The 17,588-nt window shown below is 47.2% G+C and carries 15 protein-coding genes and 2 pseudogenes; 13 read left to right on the plus strand and 4 right to left on the minus strand.

Annotated elements, in window-relative coordinates:
* Positions 1 to 33 precede the first annotated feature (33 nt).
* Positions 34 to 1,758, plus strand: coding sequence for an ABC transporter ATP-binding protein (locus ACQE26_RS05945; protein WP_500470965.1), 1,725 nt, complete (start codon positions 34 to 36; stop codon positions 1,756 to 1,758).
* A gap of 68 nt (positions 1,759 to 1,826) precedes the next feature.
* Here ACQE26_RS05945 and ACQE26_RS05950 read toward each other — a convergent pair.
* From ACQE26_RS05950 to cls, 3 genes and pseudogenes are all read right to left on the minus strand, one after another.
* Positions 1,827 to 2,098: pseudogene (locus tag ACQE26_RS05950) on the minus strand (hypothetical protein).
* A gap of 68 nt (positions 2,099 to 2,166) precedes the next feature.
* Positions 2,167 to 3,129: a UV DNA damage repair endonuclease UvsE gene (gene uvsE / locus ACQE26_RS05955; RefSeq protein WP_500470967.1), complete on the minus strand. Its 963-nt coding sequence runs from the start codon at positions 3,127 to 3,129 to the stop codon at positions 2,167 to 2,169.
* A gap of 12 nt (positions 3,130 to 3,141) precedes the next feature.
* Positions 3,142 to 4,341, minus strand: a complete 1,200-nt coding sequence (gene cls, locus ACQE26_RS05960; protein ID WP_500470968.1) for a cardiolipin synthase — start codon at positions 4,339 to 4,341, stop codon at positions 3,142 to 3,144.
* A 138-nt stretch (positions 4,342 to 4,479) separates the two neighbouring features.
* Here cls and ACQE26_RS05965 point away from each other — a divergent pair, with 138 nt between their 5' ends.
* The 3 genes from ACQE26_RS05965 to pyrG all read left to right on the plus strand — a co-directional run bounded on the left by ACQE26_RS05965 (position 4,480) and on the right by pyrG (position 9,194).
* Positions 4,480 to 6,588 (plus strand): (Fe-S)-binding protein, encoded by a 2,109-nt coding sequence (locus ACQE26_RS05965; protein WP_500470969.1) that lies wholly within the window; start codon positions 4,480 to 4,482, stop codon positions 6,586 to 6,588.
* A gap of 227 nt (positions 6,589 to 6,815) precedes the next feature.
* Complete coding sequence (gene rpoE, locus ACQE26_RS05970) at positions 6,816 to 7,346, plus strand: DNA-directed RNA polymerase subunit delta (RefSeq protein WP_500470971.1); 531 nt, start codon at positions 6,816 to 6,818, stop codon at positions 7,344 to 7,346.
* Positions 7,347 to 7,586: 240 nt separating this feature from the next.
* Positions 7,587 to 9,194, plus strand: a complete 1,608-nt coding sequence (gene pyrG / locus ACQE26_RS05975) for a glutamine hydrolyzing CTP synthase (RefSeq protein WP_016937615.1) — start codon at positions 7,587 to 7,589, stop codon at positions 9,192 to 9,194.
* A gap of 47 nt (positions 9,195 to 9,241) precedes the next feature.
* Here pyrG and ACQE26_RS05980 read toward each other — a convergent pair whose 3' ends face one another.
* Positions 9,242 to 9,763, minus strand: a complete 522-nt coding sequence (locus tag ACQE26_RS05980; protein ID WP_438420828.1) for a DUF2529 domain-containing protein — start codon at positions 9,761 to 9,763, stop codon at positions 9,242 to 9,244.
* Between the two features lie 164 nt (positions 9,764 to 9,927).
* Here ACQE26_RS05980 and spo0F point away from each other — a divergent pair, with 164 nt between their 5' ends.
* From spo0F to ACQE26_RS06025, 9 genes and pseudogenes are all read left to right on the plus strand, one after another.
* Positions 9,928 to 10,302 (plus strand): sporulation initiation phosphotransferase Spo0F, encoded by a 375-nt coding sequence (spo0F, locus tag ACQE26_RS05985; RefSeq protein WP_101605357.1) that lies wholly within the window; start codon positions 9,928 to 9,930, stop codon positions 10,300 to 10,302.
* A gap of 174 nt (positions 10,303 to 10,476) precedes the next feature.
* Positions 10,477 to 11,334, plus strand: coding sequence for a class II fructose-bisphosphate aldolase (locus tag ACQE26_RS05990; protein WP_003151102.1), 858 nt, complete (start codon positions 10,477 to 10,479; stop codon positions 11,332 to 11,334).
* A 118-nt stretch (positions 11,335 to 11,452) separates the two neighbouring features.
* Positions 11,453 to 12,091, plus strand: a complete 639-nt coding sequence (gene fsa, locus ACQE26_RS05995; RefSeq protein WP_016937619.1) for a fructose-6-phosphate aldolase — start codon at positions 11,453 to 11,455, stop codon at positions 12,089 to 12,091.
* Positions 12,092 to 12,383: 292 nt separating this feature from the next.
* On the plus strand, positions 12,384 to 13,673 hold the full coding sequence (gene murA, locus ACQE26_RS06000) for a UDP-N-acetylglucosamine 1-carboxyvinyltransferase (protein ID WP_016937620.1): 1,290 nt from the start codon (positions 12,384 to 12,386) through the stop codon (positions 13,671 to 13,673).
* A gap of 33 nt (positions 13,674 to 13,706) precedes the next feature.
* Entirely contained in the window at positions 13,707 to 14,672 is a 966-nt protein-coding gene (gene glpX / locus ACQE26_RS06005; protein WP_016937621.1) for a class II fructose-bisphosphatase, read from the plus strand.
* A 203-nt stretch (positions 14,673 to 14,875) separates the two neighbouring features.
* Positions 14,876 to 15,085, plus strand: a pseudogene (locus ACQE26_RS06010) (hypothetical protein).
* Positions 15,082 to 16,368, plus strand: coding sequence for a transcription termination factor Rho (rho, locus tag ACQE26_RS06015; RefSeq protein ID WP_003151107.1), 1,287 nt, complete (start codon positions 15,082 to 15,084; stop codon positions 16,366 to 16,368). Before ACQE26_RS06010 ends, rho begins: the two are co-directional and overlap by 4 nt.
* Positions 16,369 to 16,490: 122 nt before the next feature.
* Positions 16,491 to 16,691: a 50S ribosomal protein L31 gene (gene rpmE / locus ACQE26_RS06020; protein WP_003151132.1), complete on the plus strand. Its 201-nt coding sequence runs from the start codon at positions 16,491 to 16,493 to the stop codon at positions 16,689 to 16,691.
* A gap of 83 nt (positions 16,692 to 16,774) precedes the next feature.
* The gene (locus ACQE26_RS06025; protein ID WP_047475873.1) at positions 16,775 to 17,365 is read left to right on the plus strand and encodes a thymidine kinase; all 591 of its coding nucleotides are present in this window, start codon (positions 16,775 to 16,777) and stop codon (positions 17,363 to 17,365) included.
* The last annotated feature ends 223 nt before the right edge of the window (positions 17,366 to 17,588 follow it).

The raw sequence follows: 17,588 nt of genomic DNA on the forward strand, positions 1-17,588 counted from the left end.
TCATTAAGAACGAGGCACAAGGAGGACGGAATCGTGCTGCGACAATTTTTTTCTTACTATAAACCGTACAAAAAGCTGTTTTTTCTCGACTTCTTTTCTGCCATTGCCGGCGGATTGATGGAGCTGAGTTTTCCTCTGATTGTCAATTACTTTATCGATACATTGCTCCCGGGCCGGGATTGGAGTCTGATTATTTTGACTTCCGCTGCTTTATTCGGGGTCTACGCCCTCAGCTCGGCACTTCAGTATGTTGTGACGTATTGGGGCCATATGCTCGGCATTAACATTGAAACCGATATGCGGAAAAAGCTTTTTGACCATCTGCAAAAGCTTTCCTTCAAATTTTACGATAACAACAAAACGGGCAGTTTAATGTCCAAGCTCACCAATGATTTGATGTATATCGGAGAAACCGCCCACCACGGGCCCGAAGATCTTTTTATCGCCATCATGACGATTTTGGGCGCGTTCGGCGTCATGCTGTTCATTAACTGGCAGCTCGCGCTGTTGACGTTTATCATCATGCCGGTCGTCATTTGGCTCGCTCTGTATTTCAATAAAAAAATGACCTCTGCATTTACAAAACTGAACAAAGACGTCGGGGATTTCAGCGCGAGGGTCGAAAACAATATCGGCGGCATCCGCCTTGTCCAGGCTTTCAGTAATGAAGCGTTTGAACAGCAGCGGTTTGACGTGAACAATCAGCGGTTCCGCAAAACAAAACTGACGTCATATAAAATCATGGCGAAAAACGGCTCAATCAGTTACATGCTGACAAGATTCGTCACGCTGTTCGTCCTGTTGTGCGGCACATGGTTTGTCATCCGCGGATCATTATCCTACGGGGAATTCGTCGCTTTCGTGCTGCTGACGAACGTTCTCTTCCGTCCGATTGATAAAATCAACGCGATTATTGAGATGTACCCGCGGGGCATTGCCGGTTTTAAAAGCTTTATGGAAATCCTTGAAACGGAGCCTGACATCAAGGATGCCCCGAATGCGAAACATGTGTCCGGTTTAAAAGGGAATATCCGCTATGATCATGTGTCATTCGGCTATGAAGAAAACAATCAGGTGCTGTCCGGCATTAATTTGTCCATTCAAGCGGGGGAGACGGTCGCATTTGTCGGGCCTTCGGGAGCGGGGAAATCAACGCTGACAAGTCTGCTGCCGCGTTTTTATGAACCGTCTGAAGGTGCGATTTCCATCGACGGAATCGATATTAAAGACATGACGCTGTCATCTCTGCGCGGACAAATCGGCGTCGTCCAGCAGGATGTCTTTCTGTTTTCCGGCACATTGCGGGAGAACATTGCTTACGGCCGGCTGGATGCGTCCGAGGAAGAAATCTGGCAGGCCGTCCGCCAGGCGCATTTAGAGGATTTGGTAAACGGGTATCCTGCCGGTTTAGACACGGTGATCGGCGAACGCGGAGTGAAGCTGTCAGGCGGACAGAAGCAGCGGCTTTCCATCGCCAGAATGTTTTTGAAAAACCCGCCGATCTTAATTTTGGATGAGGCTACATCGGCCCTCGATACAGAGACAGAAGCTGCCATTCAAAAGTCTCTGCAGAAACTTTCTGAAGGCCGCACGACACTTGTGATCGCCCATCGGCTGGCTACGGTTAAGGATGCGGACCGGATCGTCGTCGTCACGAAAGAAGGCATCGCCGAACAAGGACACCACAAGGAACTGCTGGCATCCGGCGGCATGTACCAAAGACTCCATCAGGCGCAATTCGGCGAACTGATTCATTAATATAGAAAAAGGATAGACGAACGGGGGCCGAGGCGCCTCCTGTCTATCCTTTCTTATGTAGTCCGTATTTAATGGGCTTCTTTTTGCGCAGGTTCGATGATATGTTTGAAACGGTCAATGAGCTAACCGCTTTCTTTCCTTCCACTACAATTAAATATTCTTGTTCTTTATGCGCCATTCTGAATGTTTCCAGTTCGATGATGTCTTTGATTTTGCACATCGTTTTTTTAGAGTAGATATACAGCTCGTGGCCTCCCGTGTGGCAAAGCTGATAAAGCTGAAGCATGTTTCGTAAAGTGAACTTCTTAGCGGCTATTTTCAAAGATGTTATATTTTTCATATGTATTCTCCTCCGTCTGATGATCTGTTATTTCGGAAATTCCCCATATAAACCGGTGATAAACCTGGTTATGCTTTCCACCTCAGCACGCCTCCCGCCAGGCGTTTGACTCCGCGGATAGCGCTTAACTCTTCGACGAGCCGAAGCAGCGCCCGGTCTTTCTCTTTCGCTTCAATCATAAAGTCGATGTCCGTCTCCCATTGTCTGAACCGCTCCAGCACCGGCAGAATAAAATTCGCATCCACATAGTCCGCATGACTGCGTATGGCTGATTCTGATTTTGGCGAGGAGAGGTGGACCTTCGGCTTTAAGCCGATCCGCTGCCACGTTTTCATCATCCGCGGGAGAATGTCATCTAAATCAGCGTCATCGGTCGGATTGGCGTAAAAATGATGATAATCAAACACAAACGGAATGCCCTCTTGTTCACATACACTGAGTGTTTCTTCAGATGTATACGTTTTATCATCGTTTTCCAAAGTCATCCGCTGTTTGATGACATCGGGGAGTTCTTTCAGATTCATGCCGAAACGGTCAAGCGCGCTTTGTTTGTCGCCATAAGCGCCTCCGATATGAATGTTAATGACGGAGCGGTCCGCGATGCCCATGGCGTCCAGCATGTCATAATGATAGGCCATATCCTTGACCGCATTAGCGGTAATGCCCCGTTTCGGGCTTGTGAAAAGGGTGAATTGGTTCGGGTGAAAGCTCGTTCTGAGATCATATTTTCTGACCAGCCCGCCGATCTCACGGAACTCCTGGCGAAACGGCGTGACAAAATCCCACAGTACATCCGGGTGCGTGGCGAGCGGCACAATCGAGCTTGAGAACCTGTACAAAGGGATGCCGTGTCCGACCGCATAGTGGAGGGTGCGCAGCGTATTGGTCAGATTTGCTTTCGTCACAGAAAGCAGCGCCTCTTTCCGCTCGCCGGGTGAAAGTTTTGTATAGCGCGCATATGTTAAGGTTTTGGCGGGGGATGCGTCCCAAAGGCACATGGCGTTTGAAACGAAACCGAATCTGAACAGCATATGTTTTCTCCTTTATAAAAAATAAGATATGGCTTTCCCCAGCCATTCTGCAGGAAGCTGTCTGACGGAACGCTGTTTCACTTTTTCTAATGTGAGAAGCTCGGATTTTTCGATGTCCTGCTTTATGGTTGAGAGCACTTCTTCTGTAAAGGCCTCATCATTAATGATGACATTCACTTCTTCATTCAAGAACAGGCTCCGTTTATCAAAATTCGGCGTACCGATAATGCTGATGCGGTCGTCTATAATGAAGGCTTTGACGTGATAAAAGCCTTGATAATACCGGTAGATGAGACAGCCGGCTTTCAAAAGCTCGGGATAATAGGTAAAAGCCGTTTCCCGAACGAGCGGATGGTCTGACTTCATCGGCACGATCAAGGTGACTTTGACGCCTTTTCGGCGGGCTGCAATAAGCGCTGCCTGAAGCCTTTTGCTCGGTACATAATAAGGCGTGCCGATTATGATTTTTTTCTCCGCCTTAAGGATGCAGTTTTCATAATGCGATTCAAGCGAAAAACCGTCCGACGCATATGTCCTATGAGAGATACTCCCTTCCGGCAACGGCGGATAAACCTCGGGTGACTCGGGTGTTTTACCGGTGTTTCGTTTCAGGTCGCTTAAAAAAAGAGTCTGGAGATCCGCCGTGCCTTCGCCGGTCATCCGCAGATGATAATCCTCCCAGTTTCCGAACTTCGCTTTTTTGCCGAGATACTCTTCCGCGATGTTGAATCCGCCTACATAGCCGATTTTGCCGTCAATGACGGTTACTTTCCGGTGATTCCGTTTTTGCAGCTTGAAAAAAAGAAACGGAAATCCGGGTTTGTTCAGAAAATGAACGTGAACGCCGGCTTTTTCCATCGTTTGAATAGAAGGCTTTTTCACTTGGCGGCTGCCCGCCCAATCAAGCAGCAGATATACGGAGACGCCGGCCTGCGCCTTTTCTTTCAATAAATGAAACATATCATGGCAGACTTGGTCGTTCTTCATGATAAAAAACATCATATGAATAGAAGAGGCGGCTTGGCGGATATCGGCCGTCATTTGCTGCACCAGCTCGCCGCCGCAGTGAATGAGTCTGATATCACTCTTTTTCGGGTCAAAAACGGGCTCATACGCCTGTTTTTTGTACGCCGCCCTGCCAAGCAGCATATCAAGCAGCATAAGTGCGATTAAAATGATAAAAATGATAAGCAACACAACAAAGACCTTCATACCGACGCTCCTTTCCGAAGTATCCGTAGTGTGCCCTGAGAATGCGAATTTAATTATTGACTGAACACTCATTCATTATTTATGATAAAGTAAAGATATGACAATGCAGAGGGGAATCAGAACAAAGGGGGAGACAAGATGAACGCTTTTCTCATGGTAAACGCGCTGCTGTTCTTAGCTGTAACCGCTTACGCCGTTTATTTATTCGTTTACCTGATCAGAACGAGGATCGCTTATATTAAGCTCGGTCAAAGGGAAGAATTTGATAAACGCCTGAAAGAACGTCTGCAAATGATATGGGTGAATGTGTTCGGACAGAAAAAATTGCTGAAAGATAAAAAAAGCGGAATCATTCACGTCCTGTTTTTTTACGGATTTATACTCGTTCAGTTCGGCGCAATTGATTTTATCCTGAAAGGGCTGCTTCCCGACCGGCATTTGCCGTTCGGCCCGCTTTATCCGGCGTTTACCTTTTTTCAGGAAATCGTCACGTTTCTTATTTTAATTGCCGTGGTTTGGGCGTTTTACCGGCGCTACATTGAAAAACTCGTCAGACTGAAACGCGGATTTAAAGCGGGGCTTGTCCTGCTGTTTATCGGCGGACTGATGGTGACGGTGCTTCTCGGGAACGCCATGAACCTTTTATGGCACGATCATTCTTTGTCCTGGACGGAGCCGATCGCTTCCTCCATTGCGTTTGTGCTCGGCGGTCTTTCAGCACCGGCCGCAGCCGCTGTGTTTTATGTTTCATGGTGGCTTCATCTGTTGTTTTTGCTCAGCTTTTTAGTATACGTGCCGCAATCAAAGCATGCACACTTAATTGCGGGTCCGGCGAATGTGTTCCTCAGCAGGCTGGATTCAAAAGGAAAACTGGAAAAAATCGATTTCACCGATGAAACGAAAGAAAGTTACGGTGTCGGAAAGATTGAAGACTTCCGCCGCTCCCAGCTTGTCGATCTTTACGCCTGCGTCGAATGCGGCCGCTGTACAAATATGTGTCCTGCTTCCGGTACGGGCAAAATGCTTTCACCGATGGATCTCATCTTAAAGCTGAGAGACCACCTGACGGAAAAGGGCGCTGCCGTGACATCAAAATCTCCGTGGGTGCCCGCGCCCGTTTTTCAGCACACGAAGGCGAATCAGCTCGCCGCGGCTTCCTCAGGGGGAGGATCACGTGAAGCGGCGGCAGCCATTGACTACAACCCGAGCTTAATCGGCGAGGTCATTACGGAAGAGGAAATCTGGGCGTGCACCACATGCCGCAACTGTGAAGATCAATGTCCGGTCATGAATGAACACGTTGATAAAATTATCGATCTGCGCCGCTATCTTGTGCTTACGGAAGGGAAGATGGACAGCGACGCGCAGCGGGCCATGACAAGCATTGAAAGACAGGGAAACCCGTGGGGCTTAAACCGGAAAGAGCGGGAAAACTGGCGGGAGCAGACGGATACAGAGATTCCGACAGTGAAAGAAATGAAAAAACAAGAGAAAGAGTTTGATTATTTGTTTTGGGTCGGTTCAATGGGTTCTTATGACAACAGAAGCCAAAAGATCGCCGTCTCATTTGCAAAACTGCTCAATGAAGCGGGCGTATCCTTTGCGATACTCGGCAATAAAGAAAAAAACTCAGGCGATACGCCGCGCCGTTTAGGCAATGAGTTTCTTTTCCAAGAGCTGGCGGAACACAACATCGGCGAATTTGAAAAACACGGGATCAAAAAAATCGTCACGATTGATCCGCACGCCTATAATATGTTCAAAAATGAATATCCGGATTTCGGATTCCAGGCTGAAGTCTATCATCATACTGAATTATTAGCCGAGCTGGTGTCGCAGGGGAAACTAAAACCGCTTCATCCGGTGAATGAAACGATTACCTTCCATGACTCATGCTATTTAGGCAGATACAATGAAGTATATGAGCCGCCGAGAGCGATCTTAAAAGCCATCCCGGGCGTTCAATTGAAGGAAATGGAGCGCAGCCGCGAAAACGGAATGTGCTGCGGCGCCGGGGGAGGCCTCATGTGGATGGAAGAAGAAACGGGAGTGAGAATCAACACGGCCCGGACTGAGCAGGCGCTTTCTGTCAGCCCGACGGTCATCAGCTCCGGATGTCCTTACTGTCTGACCATGCTCGGTGACGGTACAAAAGCGAAAGAAGCCGAAGACGCGATCGGCACTTATGATGTCAGTGAATTGCTCGCCATGTCTGTATTCGGTACGGAAAAACAAGAGTCTTTATAGAGAGAAGCAGGCCGCCCGCGCATATGCCGGCGGCTTTGTTTTCGCACATCGGCCCAATTATGAAGGGACGCCTCTAAAATTTCTTAAATTACACTGTTAAGGGTAGCATATTCTGTTTTAATTTGTTTATAATGAGAGGTATGGTTTATGAACAAAACAATACAAAATCGTTCTTATTATAGGATAGAAACAGATACATATAAGTAATAGAAAGGGAGTGTCCGACCTTGAGTATCAAACAATATTCTCAGGAACAGCTGAAGCAGATGGCTTTAGTTGAAATCGCTCACGAAATTTTCTCAGAACATAAAAAACCGGTTCCGTTCCAGGAGCTGCTGAATGAAATTACTTCCTTGCTCGGTGCTACGAAAGAGGAACTGGGTGACCGCATCGCCCAATTTTATACCGACCTCAACATTGACGGCCGCTTTATTGCTCTGTCAGATCAGACTTGGGGGCTTCGCAGCTGGTATCCGTACGATCAGCTGGACGAAGAAACACAGCCGACTGTAAAAGCGAAAAAGAAAAAAGCGAAAAAAGCCGTTGAAGAAGATCTTGATCTTGACGAATTCGAGGAAGTTGATGAAGATGACATCGATCTCGATGAATTGGAAGAAGATATCGATCTTGAAGCAGACAGCTTTGACGACGAAGATATCGACGATGAAGAAGATGACGACGATCTTGAGATCGAAGAAGATATGATTGAAGAAGATGAGGAAGATGATGAGGATGAAGACGAGGATCAAAAACGCTGATTTCATAGCAGCAAAACGATCTTGACTTTCATTGTCGAACTATGTAGTATGTATTTTGGGCTCTTCAAAAAGAAGAGAATTCATAAGAGTGCTACGCTCCCTTTCAAGAAATTGAAAGGGAGCTTTCTTATTTTCATCTCCCAAATTCTTTTATACATCATTTGTTTTTAGTGAAATGATTTTCTATAAAACGGCACATTTTAAAGAATGTAGCGCAGACCGAAGAGAGGAGCAAACGAAATGACGAAATATATTTTTGTAACCGGGGGAGTTGTATCTTCACTCGGAAAAGGAATTGTGGCAGCATCACTGGGCCGCCTGTTGAAAAACAGAGGCATGAGCGTCACCATCCAAAAATTTGACCCTTATATCAACGTTGACCCGGGAACGATGAGCCCGTACCAGCACGGTGAGGTGTTCGTAACCGATGACGGCGCCGAGACTGACCTTGACTTAGGGCACTACGAGCGTTTCATTGACATTAATCTGAACAGGTTCAGCAACGTGACGACCGGTAAAATCTACTCTGCTGTATTGAAGAAAGAACGCCGCGGCGACTACCTCGGGGGAACGGTTCAGGTCATTCCGCATATCACAAATGAACTGAAAGACCGCGTTTACCGCGCCGGCAAAGAAACAAATGCAGATGTAGTCATTACTGAGATCGGCGGAACCGTGGGAGATATCGAATCCCTTCCGTTCCTTGAAGCCATCCGTCAAATGAAAAGCGACATCGGCCATGAAAACGTGATGTACATTCACTGTACGCTTGTTCCGTACATCAAAGCGGCGGGCGAGCTGAAAACAAAACCGACGCAGCACAGCGTAAAAGAGCTGAGAAGCCTCGGCATTCAGCCTAATATCATCGTCGTGCGCACAGAAATGCCGATTTCTCAAGATATGAAAGATAAAATCGCGCTCTTCTGCGACATTGACACGAAAGCGGTTATTGAATGTGAAGATGCGGACAACCTTTACTCCATCCCGCTAAACCTTCAGGAGCAGGGACTCGATAAGCTTGTCTGCGATCATATGAAATTAGAGTGCAAAGATCCGGATATGACGGAATGGAAAGACCTTGTCACAAGAGTGAAAAACTTGTCTAAAACCATTACAATCAGCCTCGTCGGAAAATACGTCGAGCTTCAGGACGCTTACATTTCAGTCGTTGAATCACTGCGCCACGCGGGCTATGCGTTTGACGCTGATGTGAAGATCAAATGGATTAACGCCGAAGAAGTGACGGAAAGCAATATTCAAGAGCTGACTGACGGCACAGACGGAATCATCGTGCCCGGCGGTTTCGGAGACCGCGGTGTAGAAGGGAAAATCATCGCCGCCAAGTACGCGCGTGAAAATAAAATTCCGTTCTTCGGCATCTGCCTTGGTATGCAGATTGCATCCATTGAATATGCGCGAAACGTATTAGGTCTGGAAGGGGCTCACTCTGCGGAGATCGATCCGTCCACTCCTTATCCGATCATCGACCTTCTTCCTGAACAAAAAGATGTCGAGGATCTCGGAGGAACGCTTCGTCTCGGACTGTACCCTTGTAAGCTTCAGGAAGACACGAAAGCTTTCGAAGCGTATGCGGATGAAGTGGTATACGAACGCCACCGCCACCGTTATGAATTCAACAATGAATACAGACAGCAAATGGAAGAGAACGGTTTTGTGTTCTCAGGCACAAGCCCTGACGGCCGCCTTGTGGAAATTATCGAGCTGAAAGACCATCCTTGGTATGTCGCTTGCCAATTCCACCCTGAGTTCAAATCAAGACCGACAAGACCTCAGCCTTTATTCAAAGACTTTATCGGCGCTTCCGTACAAGCTGCCGAACAGAAGTAATAAAAAAAGACTTGCCTCCGTTAAAAGCGGCAAGTCTTTTTTCTTCATCAGTCATATTCCTGCATCATTTCCTTTAATGTAAAGGACAGTGCGTGATAGACATACAGGCCTGTCATTAATGAAGGAAAGCCGTATCTTGTTCCGTCTTCATCGGGCAGAAGCGGCATTTTTAATTTGCTGTCAATATGAACATCACAAAATGCCTCAATCCCGGTTTGATCCTTAATGACGGGGGACACGCACACAAGGCCGATCCCTTTTTCATAAAGCTTTTTTGCCAGCGCCTGTTCTTCAGCCGTACCCGGGCCTGAACAGAACATCAGCACCCTGTCGCTTACTGTAATCGAATCAGCTGTATCCGGAAACGCCTTGACGGAAGGCATCGGTTCAGAGCCGAGTTCCGCCTCGCACAAAATGCCCTGCATCTCATTTGCGCCGTATAAATAGATGGAATGGCCGCTGACGGCAGCCTGAGCCAGCAGCCGCGCGCCGTCTTCTATTGCTTCGGATTCCTTATCCTGAATGCGGGAAAAAATGCCTGCAAGCTGCGTCGTAAAGATCTTTAACATGAGTGAAACCTCCTTTACACTTACAAGAACAGTATACAACAAAAGAGAAAATGCTCAGAAAATGTCGGAAAGTAGACTATTATAATTAAAGGAAATGTGAAAATCAAACAGAATACATAAACAACTGCTTCCTTTTGACGAAAATGATAATATTGGGGTGTAAAATGATGAATGAAAAGATTTTAATCGTAGATGACCAATACGGTATACGTATATTGCTCAATGAAGTGTTTCATAAAGAAGGGTACCAGACGTTTCAGGCCGCCAACGGCATACAGGCGCTGGACATCGTAACGAAAGAACGGCCCGATCTTGTGCTATTAGATATGAAAATCCCAGGCATGGACGGAATCGAAATTCTCAAACGCATGAAAATGATCGACGACTCCATCCGCGTCATTATTATGACCGCTTACGGAGAACTCGATATGATTAAGGAATCAAAAGAGCTCGGAGCGCTGACTCATTTTGCCAAACCTTTCGACATTGACGAGATCAGAGACGCGGTGAAAAAGTATTTACCTCTAAAATCGAATTAATAAAATTAGAAACAATTATGTCATTGTGTTGCCGATTTGTCGAAAAGTTGGTATCCTAGAGATGGAGAAAAAGCGATCTGTTGTTTTACATATGACAGGTTTTTATGGTCATGCTATAGGGTGGAAAGCTTTTTTCGAGAAAGCAAATCAGGCTACATAAGGAGGACTTTCGACATGCCTTTAGTTTCAATGACGGAAATGTTGAATACAGCTAAAGAAAAAGGATATGCTGTTGGACAATTTAACCTAAATAACCTTGAGTTCACTCAAGCTATTTTACAAGCAGCAGAAGAGGAAAAATCCCCGGTTATTCTTGGTGTTTCAGAAGGCGCGGGACGCTACATGGGCGGCTTCAAAACAGTCGTTGCCATGGTTAAAGCTCTTATGGAAGAATACAAAGTGACAGTTCCTGTTGCCATTCACTTAGACCACGGTTCAAGCTTTGAATCTTGTGCGAAAGCGATTCATGCAGGCTTCACTTCTGTAATGATCGACGCATCTCACCATCCGTTTGAGGAAAACGTAGCAACTACAGCTAAAGTGGTTGAGCTTGCTCATTTCCACGGCGTTTCAGTTGAAGCTGAGCTCGGAACTGTCGGCGGACAGGAAGATGACGTTATCGCTGAAGGCGTAATCTATGCTGACCCTAAAGAGTGTCAAGAACTTGTAGAGCGCACTGGCATCGACTGCCTTGCACCTGCATTAGGTTCTGTTCACGGCCCTTACAAAGGCGAACCGAACCTCGGTTTCAAAGAAATGGAAGACATCGGCAAATCAACCGGCCTTCCGTTAGTACTTCACGGCGGTACAGGAATTCCGACTGCCGACATTAAAAAATCAATCTCACTTGGTACGGCTAAAATCAACGTAAACACTGAAAACCAAATTTCTTCTGCAAAAGCTGTCCGCGAAACATTGGCAGCTAAGCCGAACGAATATGATCCTCGTAAATATCTTGGACCTGCTCGTGAAGCGATCAAAGAAACGGTTATCGGCAAAATGCGTGAGTTCGGTTCTTCAAACCAAGCTTAATCCAGTGTAACATCCATAAACCGCCTGACAGCATTGACAGGCGGTTTTATGTCTTACCTTTAGAAAGCGCAATCATGTTTTACAGTTCTGAAAATTGATTACTGGGGAGGCTTTCCTTATGTTATTTTTCATTGATACAGCAAACATTGACGAGATTAAAGAAGCTTATGAACTTGGCGTTCTCGCCGGAGTGACGACAAACCCTAGTTTAGTAGCAAAAGAAGCTGACGTGACTTTCCATGACAGACTTCGTGAGATTACGGAAGTCGTGAGCGGATCAGTAAGCGCAGAAGTCATTTCCCTGAATGCTGAAGAAATGATTGAAGAAGGTAAAGAACTTGCGAAAATCGCGCCGAATATCACGGTGAAAATCCCGATGACGTCTGAAGGGTTAAAAGCCGTAAAAGCGCTGAGCGACCTGAACATAAAAACAAACGTAACGCTCATCTTCAGCGCCAACCAGGCGCTTTTAGCCGCAAGAGCCGGAGCGACTTATGTATCTCCGTTCTTAGGCCGCCTGGATGATATCGGCCATAACGGCCTTGACCTGATTTCAGAAGTAAGACAGATTTTTGACCTTCATGACATTGATACACAAATCATCGCAGCTTCCATCCGTCATGCGCAGCACGTGACTGAAGCGGCTTTGCGCGGTGCACATATCGGTACGATGCCGCTGAAAGTCATTCACCAGCTGACAAAACATCCGTTAACGGATAAAGGCATTGAGCAATTTTTGGCAGACTGGAATAAATAAGGGTGTAATGGGCGGCAAACCGGCTGCATCCGTTTGCCGCACCCTATTTCCTGTTTGACGGCGGGCCTTCATATCAAAGTTCCCCGGAATGTGAACCCGGCGGGTCTCTGTGCATCCTGTGTTAAAAATGCCCCGTAAAGCTTCGCTATTTTCTTCCTGTTATTTTATAATGTCCTTGTATTCTTTCTCTTCGAATTGGCTACATTTTGGACAAGAGCTTTATTTGCAGAGACAGAATAAAATGCCATTTTATTTATGCTCCGCAGCTATCTTCTTATGGAAGGAGACTATCATGGAAAAGTTGAATATTGCCGGCGGCGACCCGTTAAACGGAACCGTACATATCAGCGGTGCGAAAAACAGCGCCGTCGCATTGATACCCGCAACCATTCTGGCAAATTCCGAAGTAACGATCGAAGGGCTTCCGGAGATCTCAGATATTGAAACGCTGCGTGACCTGCTGAAAGAAATCGGCGGAAACGTCCATTTTGAAAAAGGAGAAATGGTCGTGGACCCTTCTCCGATGATCAGCATGCCGCTTCCCAACGGCAAAGTGAAAAAACTCCGCGCTTCTTATTATTTAATGGGCGCGATGCTCGGCCGCTTCAAACAGGCGGTCATCGGACTGCCGGGCGGGTGCCATCTCGGGCCTCGGCCGATTGACCAGCATATAAAAGGGTTTGAGGCGCTTGGGGCTGAAGTCACCAATGAACAAGGCGCGATTTATCTGCGCGCCGAAAGGCTGAGAGGCGCACGGATTTATTTGGACGTCGTCAGCGTCGGGGCGACGATCAATATCATGCTTGCCGCTGTGCTCGCTGAAGGAAAAACCGTGATAGAAAACGCCGCCAAGGAACCTGAGATTATTGATGTTGCCACACTGCTCACCAGCATGGGCGCAAAGATAAAAGGCGCGGGAACCAATGTGATCAGAATCGACGGCGTGAAAGAGCTGCACGGATGCAGACATACCATCATCCCGGACAGAATTGAGGCGGGCACCTTTATGATTGCCGGCGCGGCGATGGGGAAAGAAGTCATTATTGATAATGTCATACCGACCCACCTGGAGTCTTTGACGGCAAAGCTCAGGGAAATGGGTTTTCACATCGAGACGAGTGACGACCAGCTTCTTATGCTCGGCGGGCAGAAGCAGATCAAACCGGTCGACGTAAAAACGCTTGTTTACCCGGGATTCCCGACTGACCTTCAGCAGCCGATGACATCTCTGTTAACGAGAGCGGGCGGCACGAGTGTCGTGACTGACACCATCTACTCGGCCAGATTTAAACATATTGATGAGCTGAGACGGATGGGAGCCAACATGAAAGTGGAAGGCAGGTCGGCGATTATCACGGGTCCGGCCGAGCTGCAGGGCGCAAAAGTAAAGGCGAGCGATCTGCGTGCAGGCGCTTGTCTGGTCGTAGCAGGGCTGATGGCCGACGGCGTAACCGAAATTACCGGTCTTGAGCATTTGGACCGCGGCTACAGCAATCTTGAGAAAAAACTCGAAGGTCTGGGCGCCACAATCTGGCGGCAGAGGCTGACGGACGAAGAGATAGAACAGCTCCAAAATTCATAGAAATGCGGACTTTTGAGAGGAGATCGTGTTGAAATGGAAAGAAGCTTATCAATGGAATTGGTTCGGGTTACTGAAGCGGCGGCTTTAGCATCTGCCAGATGGATGGGCCGCGGGAAAAAGGATGAAGCCGATGATGCGGCGACAAGCGCCATGCGTGACGTGTTTGACACGGTGCCGATGAAAGGCACGGTCGTTATCGGGGAAGGCGAGATGGACGAAGCGCCGATGCTTTACATCGGCGAAAAGCTCGGAAACGGCTACGGCCCCCGCGTCGATGTCGCCGTCGATCCTCTTGAAGGCACAAACATCGTAGCCAGCGGCGGCTGGAATGCGCTGACGGTGATCGCGGTCGCTGACCATGGAACACTGCTGAACGCTCCTGATATGTATATGGAAAAAATCGCGGTCGGACCTGAAGCGGTAGGCTGCATCGATATCGAAGCTCCTGTCATTGATAACTTGAAAGCTGTTGCGAAAGCGAAAAACAAAGACATTGAAGATGTCGTGGCAACCATTTTATATCGCGACAGACATGAAAGAATCATCTCTGAATTGCGTGAGGCCGGCGCCAGAATCAAACTGATCAACGACGGTGATGTCGCGGGCGCCATCAATACGGCCTTTGACCATACGGGCGTAGACATTCTCTTCGGCTCAGGCGGGGCACCTGAAGGCGTGCTGTCTGCCGTTGCGTTAAAAGCGCTCGGCGGTGAAATCATCGGCAGGCTTCTGCCGCAAAGTGCGGAAGAGCAAGCCCGCTGTGAGCGGATGGGCCTCGATGTCTCCAAAGTGCTCCGGATGGAGGACCTTGTGAGGGGGGACGACGCCATTTTTGCGGCAACGGGCGTAACGGACGGAGAGCTTTTGAAAGGCGTTCAGTTCAAAGGCACAGTCGGCACGACCGAAAGTCTGGTTATCCGGGCGAAATCAGGAACGGTCCGATTCGTTGACGGAAGACACAGCCTGAAGAAAAAACCAAATCTTGTGATCCGGCCATAAATAGAGAGAAAAGCGGGACTTTCCGTCCCGCTTTTCTTTTGCAAAAAAGAGTCAACCCTATCATTTATATGTCAAAGCATTATTTAAGTTGAATAATTTTTTAAAATGAGGTAAAAATAAAGAGTGCTGCGATTTTTCTGTGTCATTCCTTCTTTTGAGTACTGGGAAATTTTCAAATTCTACCGCATACAGACGATATAAATATTGATCTTCTCAAGTTTTTGTCCTCGCTTCCTTCAAAACTCATTAAGACAATCCTTTTTAAAAAAAAGCGCCGATCATGGGTGGAAGTGTTACCGATAGAAGTTCCTGAATGTTTTATAAAAGAATGTGCTTTGGCGGAATCATGCAAAGCAGCCGATTTGAATGAAAACAGCAATACATTGACTATGAAAAGCGTGGTGTTTTTATGAAAGACGTATCTATTTCCTCTTTGGAAAATATGAAATTAAAAGAACTGTACGAACTGGCAAGACATTATAAAATCTCCTATTACAGCAAACTGACCAAAAAAGAATTAATCTTTGCCATACTGAAAGCCAACGCCGAGCAGGAGGATCTTCTGTTTATGGAAGGCGTGCTCGAAATCATCCAATCGGAAGGGTTCGGCTTCCTCAGACCGATTAATTACTCGCCAAGCTCAGAAGACATCTACATTTCTGCTTCCCAGATCCGCCGCTTTGATTTAAGAAACGGTGACAAAGTTTCCGGCAAGGTGCGCCCGCCGAAAGAGAACGAACGCTATTACGGACTTTTGCACGTTGAAGCGGTAAATGGCGATGATCCGGAATCCGCGAAGGAACGCGTTCATTTTCCTGCGCTGACTCCGCTTTATCCCGACCGCCAAATGGTGCTTGAGACGAAACCGAATTATCTCTCTACACGAATTCTCGATATGATGGCTCCCGTCGGTTTCGGCCAGCGCGGTCTGATCGTTGCGCCGCCGAAAGCCGGTAAAACCATGCTGTTAAAAGAAATCGCTAACAGCATTACGACAAATCAGCCTGACGCTGAATTGATCGTGCTCTTAATTGATGAAAGACCGGAAGAAGTTACGGATATTGAACGTTCCGTAGCGGGCGATGTCGTCAGTTCCACGTTCGATGAAGTGCCGGAAAATCACATTAAGGTAGCGGAGCTTGTGCTTGAACGGGCGATGCGTCTCGTTGAACATAAAAAAGATGTTATCATCCTGATGGACAGCATTACCCGCTTGGCACGCGCCTACAACCTCGTTATCCCGCCAAGCGGACGTACGCTTTCCGGCGGTATTGACCCGGCTGCATTCCATCGTCCGAAGCGCTTTTTCGGTGCCGCGAGAAACATTGAAGAGGGCGGCAGCCTGACCATTTTAGCGACGGCACTCGTAGACACGGGCTCCCGGATGGATGACGTCATCTATGAAGAATTTAAAGGAACGGGCAACATGGAGCTTCACCTTGACCGTTCTCTTGCGGAAAGACGGATTTTCCCGGCGATCGATATCCGCCGCTCCGGCACACGGAAGGAAGAGCTGCTCGTGCCGAAAGAGCATCTTGACCGTTTATGGGCGATCCGCAAGTCGATGTCTGATTCTCCGGACTTCGCAGAGAAGTTTATGAGAAAAATGAAAAAAACGAAAACGAATCAGGAATTCTTCGATCTGATCAACCAAGAATGGAAGCAGGCGAACCTGTCATCATCAGCCCGCCGCTGATAAAAAATGTATTTGCAAATGCAGTAAATGACTGATATAATTCTCTCATATGCGTTCCGGATTCGCTCCGGAATAATAACTCTGTTTCCACATGGGATTCAGGGCGGAAGGAGATGGATACAATGAAAGCAGGAATTCATCCTAATTTCAAAAAAGCAACAGTTAAATGCGCTTGCGGAAATGAATTTGAAACAGGCTCAGTAAAAGAAGAGGTACGCGTTGAGATTTGCTCTGAATGCCACCCATTCTACACTGGACGTCAAAAATTCGCTTCTGCTGATGGTCGTGTTGATCGCTTTAACAAAAAATACGGTCTTAAGTAATAATAGATTTTACAGGCAGGCAAGAATTGCTTCTTGCCTGTTTTTTATGTCTATAAACAGGAAAAAAGGGGAGCGGATAGCCTATGTACATCATGAAGCAAAGCGGATGGCTTGAGCTGATATGCGGCAGCATGTTCTCTGGGAAATCAGAAGAGCTGATCCGCAGAGTGAAAAGAGCGACATATGCGAAGCAGGAGGTTAAGGTATTCAAACCTGCCATTGATAATCGCTACAGTGAGGAAGCCGTCGTTTCTCACAACGGCACATCCATGACAAGCCACGTCATCTCGTCTTCGGCTGAAATATGGGATCATATCAGTGAAAGCACGGACGTCATCGCGGTAGATGAAGTGCAGTTTTTCGGCGAATCGATCATTGACGATTTATCCCGGCTTGCCGATAAAGGCTATCGTGTCATCGCGGCCGGACTTGATATGGATTTCCGCGGAGAGCCGTTCGGCGTTGTGCCGAATCTGATGGCGGTTGCCGAATCGGTAACGAAGCTGCAGGCGGTATGCTCCGTCTGCGGGTCGCCGGCAAGCCGTACGCAGCGTTTAATTGACGGGAAGCCCGCTTCCTATGATGACCCGATCATTTTAGTCGGCGCATCAGAGTCATACGAAGCGAGATGCAGACACCATCACGAAGTGCCGAATAAACAGACTGATAAATAATCCTTTTCATGAAAACATCGGTAAAAGATCCGGTGTTTTTTTGACGTTTTTTCAAAAATTGTAGTTAAATAACTTAAAAAAGAGTATGAAAAAATTAAGTAATTTTCATCTCTTGAATTTTCATTTTTACAGGCATAAAATGACTAAGTAATGTAAATAGTTATGAGACATTGTTCGAATAATTGTCAAAAAAGATATAGCAGATCGCGATCGCATTAGCCGA

This window comes from Bacillus sp. 5RYD7K (assembly GCF_059831465.1).